17 protein-coding genes, 3 tRNA genes and 1 pseudogene are annotated in these 15,510 nt (G+C 65.2%); 7 read left to right on the forward strand and 14 right to left on the reverse strand.

Annotation, left to right across the window (positions count from 1 at the left end; genetic code table 11):
• Positions 1-81: 81 nt before the first annotated feature.
• The 4 genes from tuf to G3545_RS04865 all read right to left on the reverse strand — a co-directional run bounded on the left by tuf (position 82) and on the right by G3545_RS04865 (position 2,254).
• Positions 82-1,272: an elongation factor Tu gene (gene tuf / locus G3545_RS04850; RefSeq protein ID WP_170010343.1), complete on the reverse strand. Its 1,191-nt coding sequence runs from the start codon at positions 1,270-1,272 to the stop codon at positions 82-84.
• A 111-nt stretch (positions 1,273-1,383) separates the two neighbouring features.
• Positions 1,384-1,998, reverse strand: a complete 615-nt coding sequence (locus tag G3545_RS04855; protein ID WP_170010366.1) for a hypothetical protein — start codon at positions 1,996-1,998, stop codon at positions 1,384-1,386.
• Positions 1,999-2,062: 64 nt separating this feature from the next.
• A tRNA-Gly gene (locus G3545_RS04860) sits at positions 2,063-2,136 on the reverse strand.
• Positions 2,137-2,169: 33 nt separating this feature from the next.
• Positions 2,170-2,254, reverse strand: a tRNA-Tyr gene (locus G3545_RS04865).
• Positions 2,255-2,483: 229 nt separating this feature from the next.
• On the opposite strand from G3545_RS04865, the gene rlmB reads away from it, so the two are divergent.
• Positions 2,484-3,302: a 23S rRNA (guanosine(2251)-2'-O)-methyltransferase RlmB gene (gene rlmB, locus G3545_RS04870; protein ID WP_170010368.1), complete on the forward strand. Its 819-nt coding sequence runs from the start codon at positions 2,484-2,486 to the stop codon at positions 3,300-3,302.
• 322 nt (positions 3,303-3,624) lie between these two features.
• On the forward strand, positions 3,625-5,304 hold the full coding sequence (locus G3545_RS04875; RefSeq protein ID WP_170010370.1) for an MFS transporter: 1,680 nt from the start codon (positions 3,625-3,627) through the stop codon (positions 5,302-5,304).
• A gap of 220 nt (positions 5,305-5,524) precedes the next feature.
• Here the strand turns inward: G3545_RS04875 and G3545_RS04880 are convergent, their stop codons facing one another.
• The 3 genes from G3545_RS04880 to G3545_RS04890 all read right to left on the reverse strand — a co-directional run bounded on the left by G3545_RS04880 (position 5,525) and on the right by G3545_RS04890 (position 7,032).
• Complete coding sequence (locus tag G3545_RS04880) at positions 5,525-5,866, reverse strand: RidA family protein (protein ID WP_170010372.1); 342 nt, start codon at positions 5,864-5,866, stop codon at positions 5,525-5,527.
• An 87-nt stretch (positions 5,867-5,953) separates the two neighbouring features.
• Complete coding sequence (locus tag G3545_RS04885; RefSeq protein ID WP_170010374.1) at positions 5,954-6,574, reverse strand: OmpA family protein; 621 nt, start codon at positions 6,572-6,574, stop codon at positions 5,954-5,956.
• Positions 6,575-6,612: 38 nt separating this feature from the next.
• Positions 6,613-7,032, reverse strand: a complete 420-nt coding sequence (locus tag G3545_RS04890; RefSeq protein ID WP_170010376.1) for a cysteine rich repeat-containing protein — start codon at positions 7,030-7,032, stop codon at positions 6,613-6,615.
• Positions 7,033-7,213: 181 nt separating this feature from the next.
• Here G3545_RS04890 and G3545_RS04895 point away from each other — a divergent pair.
• Both G3545_RS04895 and G3545_RS29595 read left to right on the forward strand, forming a co-directional pair.
• Positions 7,214-7,288: transfer RNA gene (locus G3545_RS04895), tRNA-Thr, on the forward strand.
• Between the two features lie 92 nt (positions 7,289-7,380).
• Positions 7,381-7,527 (forward strand): annotated as a pseudogene (locus tag G3545_RS29595) (Arm DNA-binding domain-containing protein); the annotation flags it as partial.
• Between the two features lie 112 nt (positions 7,528-7,639).
• Here the strand turns inward: G3545_RS29595 and G3545_RS04905 are convergent.
• From G3545_RS04905 to G3545_RS04915, 3 genes are all read right to left on the reverse strand, one after another.
• Entirely contained in the window at positions 7,640-7,876 is a 237-nt protein-coding gene (locus tag G3545_RS04905; protein WP_170010380.1) for a hypothetical protein, read from the reverse strand.
• A 65-nt stretch (positions 7,877-7,941) separates the two neighbouring features.
• Complete coding sequence (locus tag G3545_RS04910; RefSeq protein WP_170010382.1) at positions 7,942-8,418, reverse strand: CinA family protein; 477 nt, start codon at positions 8,416-8,418, stop codon at positions 7,942-7,944.
• 45 nt (positions 8,419-8,463) lie between these two features.
• Positions 8,464-8,646: a hypothetical protein gene (locus tag G3545_RS04915; protein WP_170010384.1), complete on the reverse strand. Its 183-nt coding sequence runs from the start codon at positions 8,644-8,646 to the stop codon at positions 8,464-8,466.
• A gap of 125 nt (positions 8,647-8,771) precedes the next feature.
• Here G3545_RS04915 and G3545_RS04920 point away from each other — a divergent pair, with 125 nt between their 5' ends.
• From G3545_RS04920 to G3545_RS04930, 3 genes are all read left to right on the forward strand, one after another.
• Entirely contained in the window at positions 8,772-9,206 is a 435-nt protein-coding gene (locus G3545_RS04920) for a hypothetical protein (RefSeq protein WP_170010386.1), read from the forward strand.
• Between the two features lie 41 nt (positions 9,207-9,247).
• Positions 9,248-9,532 carry a helix-turn-helix domain-containing protein gene (locus G3545_RS04925; protein ID WP_170010388.1) on the forward strand — a complete coding sequence of 95 codons (285 nt, stop codon included), beginning with the start codon at positions 9,248-9,250 and terminating at the stop codon, positions 9,530-9,532.
• A gap of 66 nt (positions 9,533-9,598) precedes the next feature.
• Positions 9,599-11,314 (forward strand): cation:proton antiporter, encoded by a 1,716-nt coding sequence (locus G3545_RS04930; protein ID WP_170010390.1) that lies wholly within the window; start codon positions 9,599-9,601, stop codon positions 11,312-11,314.
• An 85-nt stretch (positions 11,315-11,399) separates the two neighbouring features.
• Here G3545_RS04930 and G3545_RS04935 read toward each other — a convergent pair whose 3' ends face one another.
• The 4 genes from G3545_RS04935 to G3545_RS04950 are packed head-to-tail and all read right to left on the reverse strand — an operon-like array spanning position 11,400 to position 15,397.
• Complete coding sequence (locus G3545_RS04935; RefSeq protein WP_170010392.1) at positions 11,400-12,416, reverse strand: amidohydrolase family protein; 1,017 nt, start codon at positions 12,414-12,416, stop codon at positions 11,400-11,402.
• 5 nt (positions 12,417-12,421) lie between these two features.
• Positions 12,422-13,930, reverse strand: a complete 1,509-nt coding sequence (locus tag G3545_RS04940) for a tripartite tricarboxylate transporter permease (RefSeq protein ID WP_170010394.1) — start codon at positions 13,928-13,930, stop codon at positions 12,422-12,424.
• A 10-nt stretch (positions 13,931-13,940) separates the two neighbouring features.
• On the reverse strand, positions 13,941-14,384 hold the full coding sequence (locus G3545_RS04945; RefSeq protein ID WP_170010396.1) for a tripartite tricarboxylate transporter TctB family protein: 444 nt from the start codon (positions 14,382-14,384) through the stop codon (positions 13,941-13,943).
• Positions 14,385-14,392: 8 nt separating this feature from the next.
• Complete coding sequence (locus tag G3545_RS04950; RefSeq protein WP_170010398.1) at positions 14,393-15,397, reverse strand: tripartite tricarboxylate transporter substrate binding protein; 1,005 nt, start codon at positions 15,395-15,397, stop codon at positions 14,393-14,395.
• Positions 15,398-15,510 lie beyond the last annotated feature (113 nt).

Here is a 15,510-nt window from a genome sequence, read left to right on the forward strand (position 1 = left end):
ACGCCTGCGGAATATAGCGCAAAACGAATCGGGCGCCCTTGGGGGCGCCCGAAACATCTTCATTGCGAAGCAGAGCCTCGCTCACTCGATGATGCTGGCGACGACGCCGGCACCGACGGTGCGGCCGCCTTCGCGGATGGCGAAGCGCAGCTTCTCTTCCATCGCGATCGGCACGATCAGCGCAACGTCGACCGTCACGTTGTCGCCCGGCATCACCATCTCGGTGCCTTCCGGCAGCGTCACGATCCCGGTCACGTCCGTGGTCCGGAAGTAGAACTGCGGACGGTAGTTGGTGAAGAACGGGGTGTGACGACCGCCTTCTTCCTTGGTCAGGATGTACGCCTCGGCCTTGAACTTGGTGTGCGGCTTCACCGAACCCGGCTTGCACACAACCTGGCCGCGCTCGACGTCCTCGCGCTTGGTGCCGCGCAGCAGCACGCCGACATTGTCGCCGGCCTGGCCCTGGTCCAACAGCTTGCGGAACATCTCGATGCCGGTCACCGTGGTCTTCACCGTCGGACGGATGCCGACGATCTCGACTTCCTCGCCGACCTTCACGATGCCGCGCTCGACGCGACCGGTCACCACCGTGCCGCGGCCCGAGATCGAGAACACGTCCTCGATCGGCATCAGGAACGGCTGGTCGATCGGACGCTCCGGCTGCGGGATGTAGGCATCCACTTCGCTCATCAGCTTCTGGATGGCTTCCTTGCCGAGCTTCGGATCGCCGTTCTCCAGCGCCACCAGCGCCGAGCCGCGCACGATCGGAATGTCGTCGCCGGGGAAGTCGTACTTCGACAGCAGCTCGCGAACCTCGAGCTCAACCAGCTCCAGCAGTTCCTCGTCGTCGACCATGTCGCACTTGTTGAGGAACACCACCAGCGCAGGAACGCCGACCTGGCGCGCCAGAAGGATGTGCTCGCGGGTCTGCGGCATCGGGCCGTCCGCCGCCGACACCACCAGGATCGCGCCGTCCATCTGCGCCGCGCCGGTGATCATGTTCTTCACATAGTCGGCGTGACCGGGGCAGTCGACGTGCGCATAGTGACGGTTCGACGTCTCGTACTCGACGTGCGCCGTCGAGATCGTGATGCCGCGCGCCTTCTCTTCCGGCGCCTTGTCAATCTGGTCGTACGCCGTGAACGTCGCCCCGCCCGTCTCGGCGAGAACCTTCGTGATCGCCGCCGTCAACGACGTCTTGCCATGGTCGACATGGCCAATCGTACCAATGTTGCAGTGCGGCTTCGAACGGTTGAACTTCTCTTTGGCCATTGCATCTTCCCTTGCGCGGCAACCGAGCCACGAAAAATCGGGCGTGAAATAGGTGGTTTCAACGGTTTCCGCAAGCGCTTCGCCCCTCCGGCGCCGACACGGGCAGGCAAGCTATTTCATCGCAAGCCACTCGGCGTATTTCGCGGCGTAGTTCTTTACCAGCGTACGGCCCGGATCGAGCGTCGCATTGGAGCTTTCGACCAATGCCGCCACAGGGCTGGACAGTCCTCCGAGCAGCGGCACGGCCACCGTAATCTCTGGCGAGGCGACAAGCGTCGCTCCGCCGGGCTCGACCAGGGTGACGGTGGCGGCAAGGCTCGCAATCTGGTCGGTGAAGACGCGGCGCGCCAGCGAAGGAACGTCGAAGCGCTGAAGCCGCACTACCGCCTTCGCCGGCTTCGGCCCGGCGAGTTTCCCCGCCGTTGCCGCCTTCAAATCGCTCGTGAAGATTTCCGTGAGGAGCCGGCTGACATGGGAGGCAAGCTCGGGTTCCGCACTGACCGGATTGGTGCGAATGCGGCCTGCGGCCGTGGCGTCGAGGTTGCGGGCGCGGATGAACGCCTCCTCCTCCACCGGCCAGGAGCGAACCGTGCTGGCGCCATCAAGCTCGACGGAGGCGATGTGGAACTCCTCAAGCGGAGCGGAAGGGGACGGAGGTGGCAGTGTGGCGCACGACGCTACCATCATACCGCAAAGAGAAAGCACCGGTATCCACAGGCGACGCATAACCGACCATCCGTTGGGGAAGATGGCGGACTGTGGACGAGGTAACCGGCGCTAGGCAAGGGGCTGGAGCGGGTGAAGGGAATCGAACCCTCGTATTCAGCTTGGAAGGCTGCTGCTCTACCATTGAGCTACACCCGCGGAGCCGGCACGAAACAGGGTCGAGGGGCGACGTGGTGGGGGAGGTAGGACTCGAACCTACGAAGGCGTAGCCAGCGGATTTACAGTCCGCCCCCTTTGCCGCTCGGGACACTCCCCCTCGCACGTCGGTCGTGCCCGGTACGCATAGTCTGAACCGGTCTTGCGACCACTCGGGGACCAGACGACGCAGTGCCGGGCCACCCGTGCGGCCGGCTTTATGGTGAGCGGCCCCTGCCCTGTCAACCCCGCTCGGACCATGCGCCCACAGGCAGTGTCCAATCCGGCCGATCGAGCGGCCCGCACGGCGGAAATTGCAAAGCGGCGGCGACCGTGACAAGAACCGCGGCATGACCGGCCGTCCTCCTCCTTTCAAACGCTCCCCGAGCCGTTCCGCGCCGCAGCGCCGGCGCGGCGAACGCCCAGCCGGGCGCCCTTTCGGCGAATGGCCGGAGGACGTGGCGATTCTCTATGGCTGGCACAGCGTCGCCGAGGCGCTGCGCAATCCGCAGCGGCGCATCCGCCGCCTGCTCGCCACGGAGAATGCCGCCAAGCGCCTGGTGGAAGAGGGAATCGAACCCTCGCCCGCCGCCGAGATCGTCCGCCCCGGCGAGATCGACCGGCTGCTGGAGCCGGACGCCGTGCACCAGGGCATCTATGCCGAGGCCGACGCCCTGCCCTCGCCTTCGCTCAAGCAGGCATCGAAGAGCGACCTGATCCTGGTGCTCGACCAGATCACCGACCCGCACAATGTCGGCGCCATCGTGCGCTCGGCGGCGGCGCTGGCGGTGGGCGCCATCGTGACGACGGCGCGGCACAGCCCGGCGGCCACCGGCGTCCTGGCGAAAAGCGCCAGCGGCGGGCTGGAGCATGTGCCGTTCTGCTTCGTGCCGAATCTCGCCCGTGCCCTCGACGAGTTGAAATCGCTCGGCGTGCTGGTGGTCGGCCTCGACAGCGAAGGTCCGGCGGACCTGCTCGACACACCGTTGCGTGCACCGCTCGCACTGGTGCTGGGCGCCGAGGGCAAGGGGCTGCGACAGCTGACACGGCAGACCTGCGACGTGCTGGCGCGGATCGACCTGCCCGGCAAGATCGTCAGCCTGAATGTGTCGAACGCCGCCGTGCTGGCGCTGCACGCGGCCCGGCGCGCCATAAGCAAACCGCAGTGATTGCAACGTTGCACTGCACTTACGACCAATTACCAATCGTCAATTAACGGTTATTTCGACAAGCTCCGGCCTGGATGCGCGCGGATTCTGGATAGTTCGCGCGCGACGCAAGCCGGAGTTCGGCACCGCTGCATCGAGACGGCGGACCTTCTCTGGAGGAGAAACGGCCCGAGCCGGGGTGTTCCTTTAGGGAATTCCCGCAACTCGACCTGAAGAACCGGAAGGCGCCGCCATCGGCGCCAGCGATGACGTGCATGCCCATGCGGGCGGCGCGCCCGTTGTCGCGCGCCATGACAATCAGCAGTGGGGAAGGGAAGCCACCATGTCAGTCACGACCGCCGGGCCCGTCGGAAAGACGGCGCCCATGACCCGGGAGGAGCGGAAGGTCATCATCGCCTCCTCCGCGGGCACCGTCTTCGAATGGTATGATTTCTACCTGGCGGGCTCGCTTGCCGCCAACATCGCCGCCACCTTCGTGCCCGGCACCAACGACACCGCGAAATTCATCTTCGTGCTGTTCGGCTTTGCCGCCGGTTTCGCGGTGCGCCCGTTCGGTGCGCTGGTGTTCGGCCGCCTCGGCGACCTGATCGGCCGCAAATACACCTTCCTCATCACCATGACGCTGATGGGCATCGCCACCTTCGTGGTCGGCCTTTTGCCCGGCTATGCCAGCATCGGCTATGCCGCCCCGGTGATCTTCATCATCTGCCGCCTGCTGCAGGGACTCGCGCTCGGTGGCGAGTATGGCGGCGCCGCGACCTATGTGGCCGAGCATGCGCCGCATGGCCGGCGCGGCTTCTACACCTCCTGGATCCAGACCACGGCGACGGTCGGCCTGTTCCTGTCGCTGCTGGTGATCCTGGTGCTGCGCCTCAACATGACGCCGGAAGACTTCGCCTCCTATGGCTGGCGCATCCCCTTCCTGCTGTCGATCATCCTGCTGGGCTTCTCGATCTGGATCCGGCTCTCGCTCAATGAATCGCCGGCGTTCAAGAAGATGAAGGAAGAGGGCCTGCGCTCGAAAGCGCCGCTCACCGAGGCCTTCGGCCGCTGGGACAACGCCAAGATCGCGCTGATCGCGCTGCTCGGCGGCACCGCCGGCCAGGCCGTGGTGTGGTATTGCGGGCAGTTCTACGCGCTGTTCTTCCTGACGCAGACGCTGAAGGTCGACGGCACCACGGCGAACCTGCTGATCGCGTTCAGCCTCCTGATCGGCACGCCGTTCTTCATCTTCTTCGGCTGGCTGTCGGACAAGATCGGCCGCAAGCCGATCCTGCTCGCCGGCTGCCTGATCGCGGCGGTGACCTATTTCCCGCTGTTCGAGATGATCGCCAAGACCGCCAATCCGGCCCTCATCGCGGCCACCGAGAACGTGAAGATCGACATCACCGCCGATCCCGCGGGCTGCGGCACGCTGTTCGACCCAGTCGGCGTGCGCACCTTCACCGCACCGTGCGACGTGATCCGCCGTACGCTGGCGACCAACTCGATGCACTATGAACTGAAGCCCGGCGCTGCCGGCTCTCCGGTGGCCGTGACGGTTAACGGCACCGCGGTAACCGCGGCTGACGCCACCGGCGCTGCCGTCGGCACCGCCACTGTCGCGGCGGCGCAGGCCGCCGGCTATCCCAAGCCTGGCGATGCCTCGATCGTCAAGCAGCCCTCGGTCGGCGGCGTGCTGAGCGATCCGCGGACGCTGAGCCTGATCGGCCTGCTGTTCATCCTCGTGCTCTATGTGACGATGGTGTACGGCCCGATCGCTGCGCTGCTGGTCGAACTGTTCCCGACCCGCATCCGCTACACCGGCATGTCGCTGCCCTACCACATCGGCAATGGCTGGTTCGGCGGCTTCCTGCCGCCCACCGCCTTCGCCATCGTGGCGGCCTCCGGCAACATCTTCTCCGGCCTGTGGTACCCGATCGTGATCGCCTTGATGACCTTCGTGATCGGCCTGATCTTCCTGCCGGAGACCAAGGACCGCAATCTCGACAACTGGCACTAGAGCCAGTCGTCAAATCTGCAAACGAAAACGGCCCCGCGCGAGCGGGGCCGTTCTGTTTTTCAGGGAACGGACCGTTCCTTGACGCGCTCATAGCCGGGCTTGACCCGGCTACCTAGACTTCCGCCGGTGCATGCGACATGGCTGGATCCCCGGATCAAGTCCGGGGATGAGGGCGTTGGGGTCTTCAGTCAGGCTATCGGGATGCTCGCTTCGAGCGCCGTCAGATCGCCGCGACGACGACGATCTCGACCTTGTAGTCCGGGGTTGCCAGCGCCGCTTCGACGGTGGCACGCGCCGGGGTGTTGCCGGGCGAGACCCAGGACTCCCACACCGCGTTCATCTCGCCGAAGGTCGCCATATCAGTGAGGTAGATGGTGGCCGAGAGCAGCTTCGACTTGTCGCTGCCGGCGGCGGCCAGAAAATGATCGATCTGCGCGAGCACCGCGCCCGTCTGCTCGGTCACGCTGGAGCCGAGCGCCACCTGCCCGGCGAGATACACGACCGATCCATGGACCACCGCCTGGCTCATGCGCGGCCCGCCGTCGAAACGCTTAATGCTCATTGGTCCGTCTCCCTACGCTCGGCGCGGCGCGCGAGCTGTTGGGACGGGCGCCTAGCGCGCCCTGCCCCGTCAGGTCAAGCATTCAGCTCACTGCGCCGCCGGCATCGGCTTCACGGTGCCGATATTGTAGATCTGCACCCGCCGATTGACTGCCGCATCCGGCTTGCTCGGATCCTGCAGCGCCTCTTGGCCTAGACCGACCGCTTCCAGACGGTTCGGCGCGACGCGGAACAGCGTGACCAGCGCCTGCACGATGGCGTCGGCCCGTTCCTGGCTGAGCCGCAGATTATATTCGCGGGTGCCGGTGGCGTCGGTGTTACCGACCACCAGGAACTTGTAATTCCACAGCATCGGATGATGCATGGCGTCGGCGATCGAGCCGAGCGTCGCGTAGGATTCCGGCCGGATGATCGGCGAATTCAGCGCGAACTGGATCTGCACGGTGATCTGCGCAAGCTGGTTGAGCTTCTGGACGAGATTGGGTGTCTGCGTCGGGATGCCCGGATTCTGCGCGATGCTCTGCTGGGCCATCTGGCGCAGCAAGGCGGCACTGATGCCCGGATCGTCGGAGGTGACGCTCTGTAGCCCCTGGATGATCTCCGCATCGGAGGTCACGGTCTGGGCACGGACTGCCGCGGGCGCGGCGACGAGGGCGAGTGCGGCGGCGAGCATGGCCGGGCCGGCGAGGCGGCGAAGATAGGTCGACATGGCGGATGATCTTCCCTTGGGCGTTGCGTGGTCGGCCATCATTGCCAGCCGGCGTCGATGAGGGTCTGCTTGCACACACCGCGCACCACCTTGCTGGAGCCCAGCAGGCAGTCGAGGATGTTGGCATCGCCCGGCTGCACGCCGCTGCAGAACTCGGCGACATCGGCGCTGCAGGCCTTGAAGGAGCCGGCCTGGGCCGCGGCGCGCTGCTGGATCGAGGCGACCACGCGCTGATAGTCGGCAAAGCACTGCGGCGGCACCTCGGCCTGGTGCTCATTGAGGCACTGCATCACCTGCCCGCTGCCGATATTGACCTTGCCGCAGTATTTCTCGATGGACGGCCCGCAGCTCTGCGCGATCAGTGCGCCGGCCTGCCGGTAGCTCATGGTCTGCGCCTCGGCGCTGCCGGCCCAGCCGGCGAACACCAGCGCAGCCAGTGCGATTGCGATGCGTGTCATTCTTCCCCCAGTTCAATAGAGCCTGTCTCAAGTCGCAGCACGGCAATACCAGCCGCGGCGCCGCGACTGGTAGCATTATCTCGCTGGATAGTCCGTCTTCACGCAACGGCGGTGACGAAACATGGTTATGCCGGTGTGCGGGTTGCGGCGCGCGCGGCCCGCTGCTACGGCTCTGCGCCAAGCCGGTTTAGCTCAGCGGTAGAGCAGCGGTTTTGTAAACCGAAGGTCGGGGGTTCAATCCCCTCAACCGGCACCAACGCCCCGTCCACGCTGGGCGACAGACGTCCATAAAGCGTTTCTACCTAACGGTTTCCGAGCGCTGAGCCGTCCACCGCCATCTGGCGGGGGCTCTGGCGGCTGGCATATCGGTTCGGCGGCATGCAGAAGCTCCTCGCGCTCGGTGTTTATCCCTCAATTTCGCTCGCGGCGGCCCCGGAGGAGCGGGAGAGCGCGAAGCGTGGTTTGAAGCAGGGCATCGATCCCTCCGCCAGCAAAAAGGCGGCACGAGAGGCACCGTTCGCAACTGTCACAACCGCGGGCGTAGAGGACCGGCTTCCGGGCGCCGGGTCAAAGGCTGACGATGGCGATATCCAGATGATAGCTGATGCTAGTCCAGATCCTCCGGCGTCTCGCCGTACCGGCGGATGATCACGGCGGGTTCGAACTCGCCGACGTCCGGATCGCCTGTCCTCGAGAATGCAATTACGCCAGCCTTGCTGTTGGCGAGGGCGAGCGCCGTCGCTTCGGCCTGGGCTTTGCTCTGCATCTCTCGCGCCTCCTCGCCGACGAGCTCGCCGTCTTCAGTGCGAACGAATGGGATGACGACGTAGTAGGTGATGCTCATACTGCCACCTTATGGCCCGCCCGCAACGCACTCGGAAGCAGACGCTTCCGCAGGCCACTGAACGGTCACAGCTTGCCGTGCAGCCACATGATGGCCTCGGATGCAAAAGTTCGCATGTTCGCCAGACGATCCGCGGAGCCGGTTTCCATGGTCCGGACCGCCTCGATCGGACCAGACACGGCGATGCAGCTGTGCCCCGCCGCATCGCCATATCGATTGCCCGCCGGTCCCGCGGCGCCGGTTTCCGCCAGACCCCAGGTCGCTCTGAGCCGCTCACGGAGCCGACGCGCGACAAGCAGGGCGTAGGCTTCGGTCGCCGGCCTGATCCCTTGCATATCGGCCGGCGTGATCCCGAGCAGACCCTCGCGCGCATGGCCCGTATAGAGGACTGCGCCGCCGAGGAAGAAGGCGGATGCTCCGGCTTGTGCAAGCAATGAGGCAGCGATCAAGCCACCAGTGGACGATTCTCCCACCGCAACAGTCTCACCGCGAGCGCGCAGGCGCTCGCTGAGCTTCGCGGCGTCGACCAGCAGCGTTTGCATGACCTCTCCGAAATTCAGCATGGCGAGGGTGGCGCCGATCGAGGATCAATCCACCCACCACTGCCGAAACGTCTTGAATTCTCGGCCGACCGATTCCGACACATGCCATGGCGACGCGAGGGTCACGCCCTGCGGGCCTTCGACCGTGCGAAATCCCCTTGCTTCGAGGCTTCGGAAGAAGGATTCCGTCGCCTCACCTGCGTGCTCGAGCACCTGCATTTCGCTCATCGGAATTCTGCATTCGGCGTCGGCGACGCGCGCCGGCAATTCGCAATCGTTCCCCATAGCTTCCCCTGTTTTCTTTCAAGCGGATGTGCCTCCGCCTCGCGAACATGATTCGTGCAAGATACCCCATGATGACCATGCAGCCAGCCAACCGCTGGTTCGGACGTTCATGCCCCGCTCGCGGTCTCTGCTCTGATGCGCGTTCCGAACTGCTCAGCCAGATCGGCTGCGAAGCCGACCACCATCCTCTCGTACGGCGTCATCCGGTCGGCGAAGCGCCCCGCAGGGCGGCTCATGCCCGCCATCACTGCATCGCCACCTCGAACCCGCCCTGCCCTGCCGTCTCGCTTGGCCGCCGGGTGCGGCCACTCGTCGTCCCCTCTGCAGCCGTTCAGCCAGGTGGCGAGATGGCAGACCTCGATGTCCGGCGACTTCCCGGCGATGTACCCGGGCGAATCACGCTGGAGATAGAAGGCAAGCCTGTGCCGGCTGCCGGAACGCTGTCGTTCGGCATGCTGATCTCGCGGTTGTTCAATTGGACCAGCATGATACGATTGTATTAACGCAATCCAATTGTCTGTACTTTTAGATAAATGTGAGCTAAATGGACAATCGTCCTACTGGTCGACAACTCGCTGCAGCGAGAGTCCTGCTTGGGCTGTCTCAGCCGGAGTTATCGCAGTTGGCAAAAATCTCGACCCCGACCCTGAAGCGCATGGAGGCAAGCGTCGGCGCGGCGGTCGGGATGGCAAACAACGTCGGCGCCGTTGTAGCCGCCCTCGAAGCCGCCGGGATCGAGTTCCTGAACCACAGCCAGCCGGGCGTGCGGATAAGGGCTCAATCCCTGGGATTGGCGCCGGAGCAGCTGAATGCCTCAAGCGACGATTGATCCTCCCGGGCGGTCGGCACAACTCGCCGCGCCGACGCGCGCACGTCACGGCCGCAGCGTGTCTCGATGAACCACGATGTCTCGCTCATCGCCACTATCGCCATGGGCTTCGTCCTGGCTTTCTGCTTCGGTTATCTCGCCATACGCCTGCGGTTGCCGCCGCTGGTCGGCTATCTGGTCGCCGGTGTCGCGCTTGGCTCATCGACACCCGGCTTCGTCGCCGACGCCGCCATCGCCGGCCAACTCGCCGAAGTTGGCGTTATCCTGCTGATGTTCGGGGTCGGCCTGCATTTTTCAGCCGCGGATCTCATGGCCGTGCGCTCGATCGCGATTCCTGGCGCGATTGGCCAAATCGTCATTGCCACCACCATGGGGATAGGGTTGGCCGCGGCATGGGGCTGGAGCTTCGGCACCGGCCTCGTCTTTGGTCTCAGCCTCTCGATCGCCAGCACCGTCGTGCTGCTGCGCGCGCTCGAGGATCGCAACGAGATGACCTCGACCGCCGGACGCATCTCGATCGGCTGGCTCATCGTGGAAGACCTGGTGACGGTATTTGCCTTGGTGCTGCTGCCGACGCTGGCCGAGCTCCTCGGCGGCCATGTCAGCCCGCACGGCGACGGCGCACCGGCAGGTGGCCTCGCGGTCGCCTTCGCGCTCGTCGTCACGCTCTGCAAGGTCGGAGGCTTCGTTGCACTGGCGATGCTGCTTGGTCCGCGCCTGGTGCCCTGGCTGCTCAAGCAGGCGGCACGCACGGGCTCGCGCGAGTTGTTCACGCTCGCCGTCCTCGCCGTGGCGCTCGGCATCGCCTATGGCTCGGCCGAAATATTCGGCGTTTCGTTCGCTCTCGGGGCGTTCTTTGCGGGCGTCGTTTTGAGCGAGTCCCACTTCAGTCACCGCGCCGCGGCCGACTCCTTGCCGCTGCAGAATGCGTTCGCTGTACTGTTCTTCGTCTCCGTCGGGATGCTGTTCGACCCCTCGATCCTCATCTACCAGCCGCTTGCGGTCGTCACCGTGCTAGCCGTCATCCTGTTCGGCAAGTCGCTCGCAGCCTTCGTGATCGTGCTTGGGCTGGGCTATCCGATACCGACCGCGCTCGCCATTTCCGCCTCGCTCGCGCAGATCGGCGAATTCTCCTTCATTCTGGCCGGACTCGGCATCGCCACCGGGCTGCTCACGGCGGAGGCGCGTGACCTGATTCTGGCAGGCTCGCTCCTGTCGATCATCCTGAACCCCTTCCTCTTCGCCACGGTCGACGCACTCGTGCCGAAGCTGCGAGCGGCAGGCGGGGCGAACGCCTACGGCCGGGAGCGTCTCGCCGTCCTGCTTCAGCGGCTGCAGGACACAAGCAAGCGGCAGTCCGAGCGCGAAGCCGAACACAGGCTGCAGGTCGAGCGACTGGTCGAGCGGTTCCCGATCTTTGCCGCCCTCGACGCGCAGGCACGCGAGAACCTGCTGCTACTCTTCAGCTCTCGCACCGCGATGCCGGGTGAGCGCCTCATCCGCAAGGGGGACCGGCCAGACGCCGCCTATTTCATTTCGACCGGAGCGGTGGAGGTTGCCATTCCCAAGCGCAACATCCGATTGAGCCACGGTGACTTCTTCGGCGAGATGGCCCTGTTGAGCGGCGCGCGGCGCACCGCCGACGTGACCGCCATCGACTATTGCGAGTTCCTCGTGCTCACGCGGCGGGACTTCCAGTCCTTCGTCTCACGGCATCCCGAGTTGCGCGAGGGATTGAAGAAGGTCGCGGCGGAGCGCGAGGAAATGAACCGGGACGCCTGACCTGGCGCACCTGAGCCGAATGCCCCGACATCGTTTTGGCAGGCGTCACCAATTGCCGGGCTCGTATCGAGACCCGGCATGAGTGTCATCCATTTGCCTCGACGGTCAGGGTCAGCGACAGCAGTTCGGCCGCCCGCTTGCCGAGAATGATCTCCTCGTCGGAACGCGGGAGATTCAGCGCCTTGACGTGTGCCGCGCAATCGAACTCGCCCATGTCGAACGGATAGTCGGTGCCGAACAGCACATGGCCCGAACCGACCCACTCGATGAGCGATCGCAGCGTCGGCTGCGAATGGGTGAGCGTGTCGTAGAAGAAGCGGCCGAAATCCTCTTCGGGCGAGACCTTGAGATGCACCTTCGCCTCCGCCCGCTCGTGCCAGCCATGGACGAAGCGGCCGACCTGGTAGGGCGTGAAGCCGCCGCCATGCGAGAGCATCACCTTGAGGTTCGGGTGGCGCTGGAACACCCCGCCAAACACCAGGCTGGCCGCGGCGATCGTGGTGTCGAGCGGGTTTCCAATGAGGTTGGACAGATAGTAGGACTTGGTCCGGTCCGCGCCGGCCGGCTTCTGCGGATGGATGAAGATGAAGGCGCCGAGTTCGTCGGCGACCTCCCAGATCTCCTCGAGATCCGGGTCGTCGAGGTTCTTGCCTTCGATATGCGAGCCCAGCATCGCTCCCTTGAGCCCGAGTTGCTTCATCGCACGGCGCAATTCCTGGGCGGCGGCGGCCGGCGACTGCAGCGGCAGGGTCGCCAGGCCAGCGAAACGATCCGGCATGGCGCGCACCTGCGCGGCGATCTGCTCGTTCTGGATCTGCGCGAACGCCTGGGCGAGCTGCGGCTCGGCATTGTAGACGAGCGTGTGCGGCACGACCGAGAGCACCTGCATGTCGACGCCAGTATCGGCCATCGTCTTCAGGCGCAGATCCACGTCCCAGGCGAGGCGCGGGAAGTTGCCGCGGGTCCGCCCCATCATCTCGAGGGTGGCGCCCTCGGCCCGCATATTGGAGAGCCGGGGCCCCATCTCCGACGATTCCGCGCACATCAGCCGCATCGTCTCCTCGGAGAGGATGTGGGCGTGGACATCGATTACCTGCGTCATGGAGCTTACCCTGCTTTGAGAGCCGTGCGGCGTGCGCGCCGCCTTTGAAGGGAGATCAGCAGCGGCCCGACGAGCGAGAAGATCACCGCGAACAGCAGGATCGCCGCGATCGGGCGCTGGATGAAGATCAGGAGCGATCCTTCGGAGAACATCAGCGACTGCCTGAGCGAGCTTTCCATGATGGGCGTGAGCACCATGGCCAGCACCAGCGGCGCGCGCGGAAAGTCCGTCTTGATCATGAAGTAGCCGATCACGCCGAACACGATCGCCACCACGACCGGGAAGATGGTGAGCGTCTGGGCGTAGGCGCCAACGAGCGAGAGCACGATGATGCCCGGCGCCAGATAGACGTAGGGAACGCGCAGCACCGAGGCGAACAGCGGTGCCAGCGGCAGGTTCAGGATCAGCAGCATGAGGTTGCCGGTGAACATGCTGGCGATAAGGCCCCAGACGAGGGCCGGCTGCTCGGTCATCAGCGACGGGCCGGGCCGGATGCCCGCCAGGATGAGCGCGCCGAGCAGCACCGCGGTGCCGGGACCACCGGGAATGCCGAGCGCCAGCATCGGCACATAGGCACCGTGTGCCGATGCGTTGTTGGCGGATTCGGCCGCCGCGATGCCGTCGAGTGCGCCGTGGCCGAACTGCTCCGGATGCTTGCTGAAGCGACGCTCGACGAAATAGGCCATCAGCGAAGACACCGCCGCGCCCGCCCCCGGCATGACGCCGATGATGAAGCCGATGATGCCGCCGCGCAGTATGGCGGCACGACACTTGATCCAGTCTGCCTTGGTCAGCCACAGCTCGCGCAGCCGCATCTTGGCGACGGGGCCGGCGTCGGGAGTATCGAGCGAAGCCAGCACTTCGCCGATGCCGAACAGGCCGATGGCCACCGGCAGAAAGTCGAGCCCGTCCGCAAGATCGTCACTGCCGAAGCTCATGCGCGGCGTGCCGGTCATCGGATCGGTGCCGATCAGCGCGATCATCAGGCCGAAGGCGGTGACGAGCAGCGCCTTCAGCACCGAGGAACTGCCGAATCCGGCGGACGCAGTGAGGCCCAAAGTCGCGAGCAGGAAATATTCCGGCGTGTTGAAGCTGAGCGCGAACTGGCTGAGCGCGGGCGCGGCGAAAACGAGCACGACCACCGCGCCGATGCCCGCGAGGAAGGAGCCGATTGCCGCGATGCTGAGCGCCTTGCCGGCATGCCCCTGCCGCGCCAATTGGTGGCCGTCGACCGCGGTCATGACGCTGGAGGCTTCGCCCGGCACGTTGATCAGCACGGACGTCAGCGTGCCGCCGTATTGTGCGCCGTACATGATCCCGGCGAGCATCATCACGGCGATGGTCGGCGGCATGCCGAACGTCACGGGAAGCAGCAGCGCCATACCCGCCGCCGGCCCGATGCCGGGCAGCGCGCCGATCAGCTGGCCGAGCAGCACACCGATGAAGGTGAACAGCAGGCCGTGCGGGCTGAGCGCCGTTTCGAAGCCGTGCGCCAGCGAGATCAGTTCGTCCATGATCGTACGCCTACAGACCGACCATGCCCTTGGGCAGATCGACGTTGAGCCAGGTCTCGAACACGCCGTAGACGATGGCGGCGGTGATTGCTGTCGCCAGCAGGCTGGGGAATAGCGGTCGCCGCTTGAGCACGAGCAGGAAGGTGAGCATCAGCAGTACCGATCCAACCAGCATGCCGAGCACCGGTATCAGCAGGACCAGCGCCAACAGCAGTGCGATGACGGTCCCGGCCTGCGGAAAGTCCGAGAAGTCGGGTTGTTCTTCGCGCGGACCGGTGCCGCGGATGGTCTGCACCAGCAGCAACACCGCGACCACCAGTCCGAACCCGGCCACCCAATAGGGCATGAAGGCCGGGCCCGGCGAGAACCCCGTCCAGTAGCTGTCGCCCAGCAACGAGACGGTGCCGGCCCCCAGTGCTCCAAGGACGAGAATAATGGCGACGATGTTGATCATCGTGCCGCTCAGTTCTTCGCAAGACCGACATTGGTGAGGGCCGCCCGCCACTTCTTCTGGTAGTCGTCGGTCCAGGCCCTGACCTTGTCGCTCGGCACGAAGACGGTGGTCCACCAATTGTCCTTGACCATCTTCTGCCATTCCGGCTGCTTCACCATGGCGGCGAGCTTCTCGTCCCACCACTTCACGACGGCAGGGTCGAGGCCGGGAGGACCGGCGAGGCCCCAGGTCTGATCCCAGATGAGGTCGTAGCCCTGCTCGCGTGCGGTCGGCACGTCGCTGAACTCGGGGTCCGGCCGGCGCTGTTCGCTGAACAGGGCGATGACCTTGATCTTGTTCTGTTTCTTCAGCTCAATCGCTTCGGCGACACCGAGCACGATCATGTCCGAATTCTTGCCGAGGAAGGCGGTCTGCGCGGCGCCGCCGCCGTCGAACGGGATGTAGTTGAACTTCACATTGCCGGCCTTCTCGATCATGCCGGTGACGATGTGGTCGACCGCTCCGACCTGGGCGCCGGCGATCTTCATGCCGCGCTCGCGCTCGCCGGCCTTGGCGATCAGGTCCTTGAGGTTGTTGATCGGACTGTCAGGCTGCACGGCCACGGCGACTTCGCCGCGCACGAACATCGCGATCGGCGTGACCTTGTCGTAGAAGGTGTCGACGCCCTGCGTGATCGGCGTACCCCAGATCGGCCCCGCCAGAGCGAGCAGCACATTGTCGTGGCCGGCCTTGCCGATCACGAACTTCGCCGCGACCGTCCACGACCCGCCGGTGCGGTTCTGCACCACGATCGGGTTGGGCACGAGGCCGCTTTCATTCAGCACCTTGGCGACCTGGCGCATCACCACGTCGGGCGTGCCGCCGGCACCGGTGCCGACGGTGATCTCGATCGGACCGACGGGTGCCCGCGGCGCCTGCGCGGATGCAACCTGTGGAGCGAGCGTTGTGACGGCGGCGAGGCCGAGGACGCCGAGTGCGCCGTGCACTGCGGACCTGCGGGTCGGTGCTTGCATTTCCATCCTCCCAGATGTGATCGCAGATTGTTCTGCTTGTGTTCATGATCACGTAGTCACGTCTTATTCGTTTACGCGTCGACTATCCAAAAACTAGTTACGCAGCCTTTACG

Source organism: Starkeya sp. ORNL1, assembly GCF_012971745.1.
GTDB lineage: Bacteria > Pseudomonadota > Alphaproteobacteria > Rhizobiales > Xanthobacteraceae > Ancylobacter.

Bases quoted from the DNA above. Each gene is read 5' to 3' on its own strand.
- tuf (WP_170010343.1), bottom strand. From the start codon at position 1,272: ATGGCCAAAGAGAAGTTCAACCGTTCGAAGCCGCACTGCAACATTGGT.
- G3545_RS04855 (WP_170010366.1), bottom strand. From the start codon at position 1,998: ATGCGTCGCCTGTGGATACCGGTGCTTTCTCTTTGCGGTATGATGGTA.
- rlmB (WP_170010368.1), top strand. From the start codon at position 2,484: ATGACCGGCCGTCCTCCTCCTTTCAAACGCTCCCCGAGCCGTTCCGCG.
- G3545_RS04875 (WP_170010370.1), top strand. From the start codon at position 3,625: ATGTCAGTCACGACCGCCGGGCCCGTCGGAAAGACGGCGCCCATGACC.
- G3545_RS04880 (WP_170010372.1), bottom strand. From the start codon at position 5,866: ATGAGCATTAAGCGTTTCGACGGCGGGCCGCGCATGAGCCAGGCGGTG.
- G3545_RS04885 (WP_170010374.1), bottom strand. From the start codon at position 6,574: ATGTCGACCTATCTTCGCCGCCTCGCCGGCCCGGCCATGCTCGCCGCC.
- G3545_RS04890 (WP_170010376.1), bottom strand. From the start codon at position 7,032: ATGACACGCATCGCAATCGCACTGGCTGCGCTGGTGTTCGCCGGCTGG.
- G3545_RS04905 (WP_170010380.1), bottom strand. From the start codon at position 7,876: ATGAGCATCACCTACTACGTCGTCATCCCATTCGTTCGCACTGAAGAC.
- G3545_RS04910 (WP_170010382.1), bottom strand. From the start codon at position 8,418: ATGCAAACGCTGCTGGTCGACGCCGCGAAGCTCAGCGAGCGCCTGCGC.
- G3545_RS04915 (WP_170010384.1), bottom strand. From the start codon at position 8,646: ATGAGCGAAATGCAGGTGCTCGAGCACGCAGGTGAGGCGACGGAATCC.
- G3545_RS04920 (WP_170010386.1), top strand. From the start codon at position 8,772: ATGATGACCATGCAGCCAGCCAACCGCTGGTTCGGACGTTCATGCCCC.
- G3545_RS04925 (WP_170010388.1), top strand. From the start codon at position 9,248: ATGGACAATCGTCCTACTGGTCGACAACTCGCTGCAGCGAGAGTCCTG.
- G3545_RS04930 (WP_170010390.1), top strand. From the start codon at position 9,599: ATGAACCACGATGTCTCGCTCATCGCCACTATCGCCATGGGCTTCGTC.
- G3545_RS04935 (WP_170010392.1), bottom strand. From the start codon at position 12,416: ATGACGCAGGTAATCGATGTCCACGCCCACATCCTCTCCGAGGAGACG.
- G3545_RS04940 (WP_170010394.1), bottom strand. From the start codon at position 13,930: ATGGACGAACTGATCTCGCTGGCGCACGGCTTCGAAACGGCGCTCAGC.
- G3545_RS04945 (WP_170010396.1), bottom strand. From the start codon at position 14,384: ATGATCAACATCGTCGCCATTATTCTCGTCCTTGGAGCACTGGGGGCC.
- G3545_RS04950 (WP_170010398.1), bottom strand. From the start codon at position 15,397: ATGCAAGCACCGACCCGCAGGTCCGCAGTGCACGGCGCACTCGGCGTC.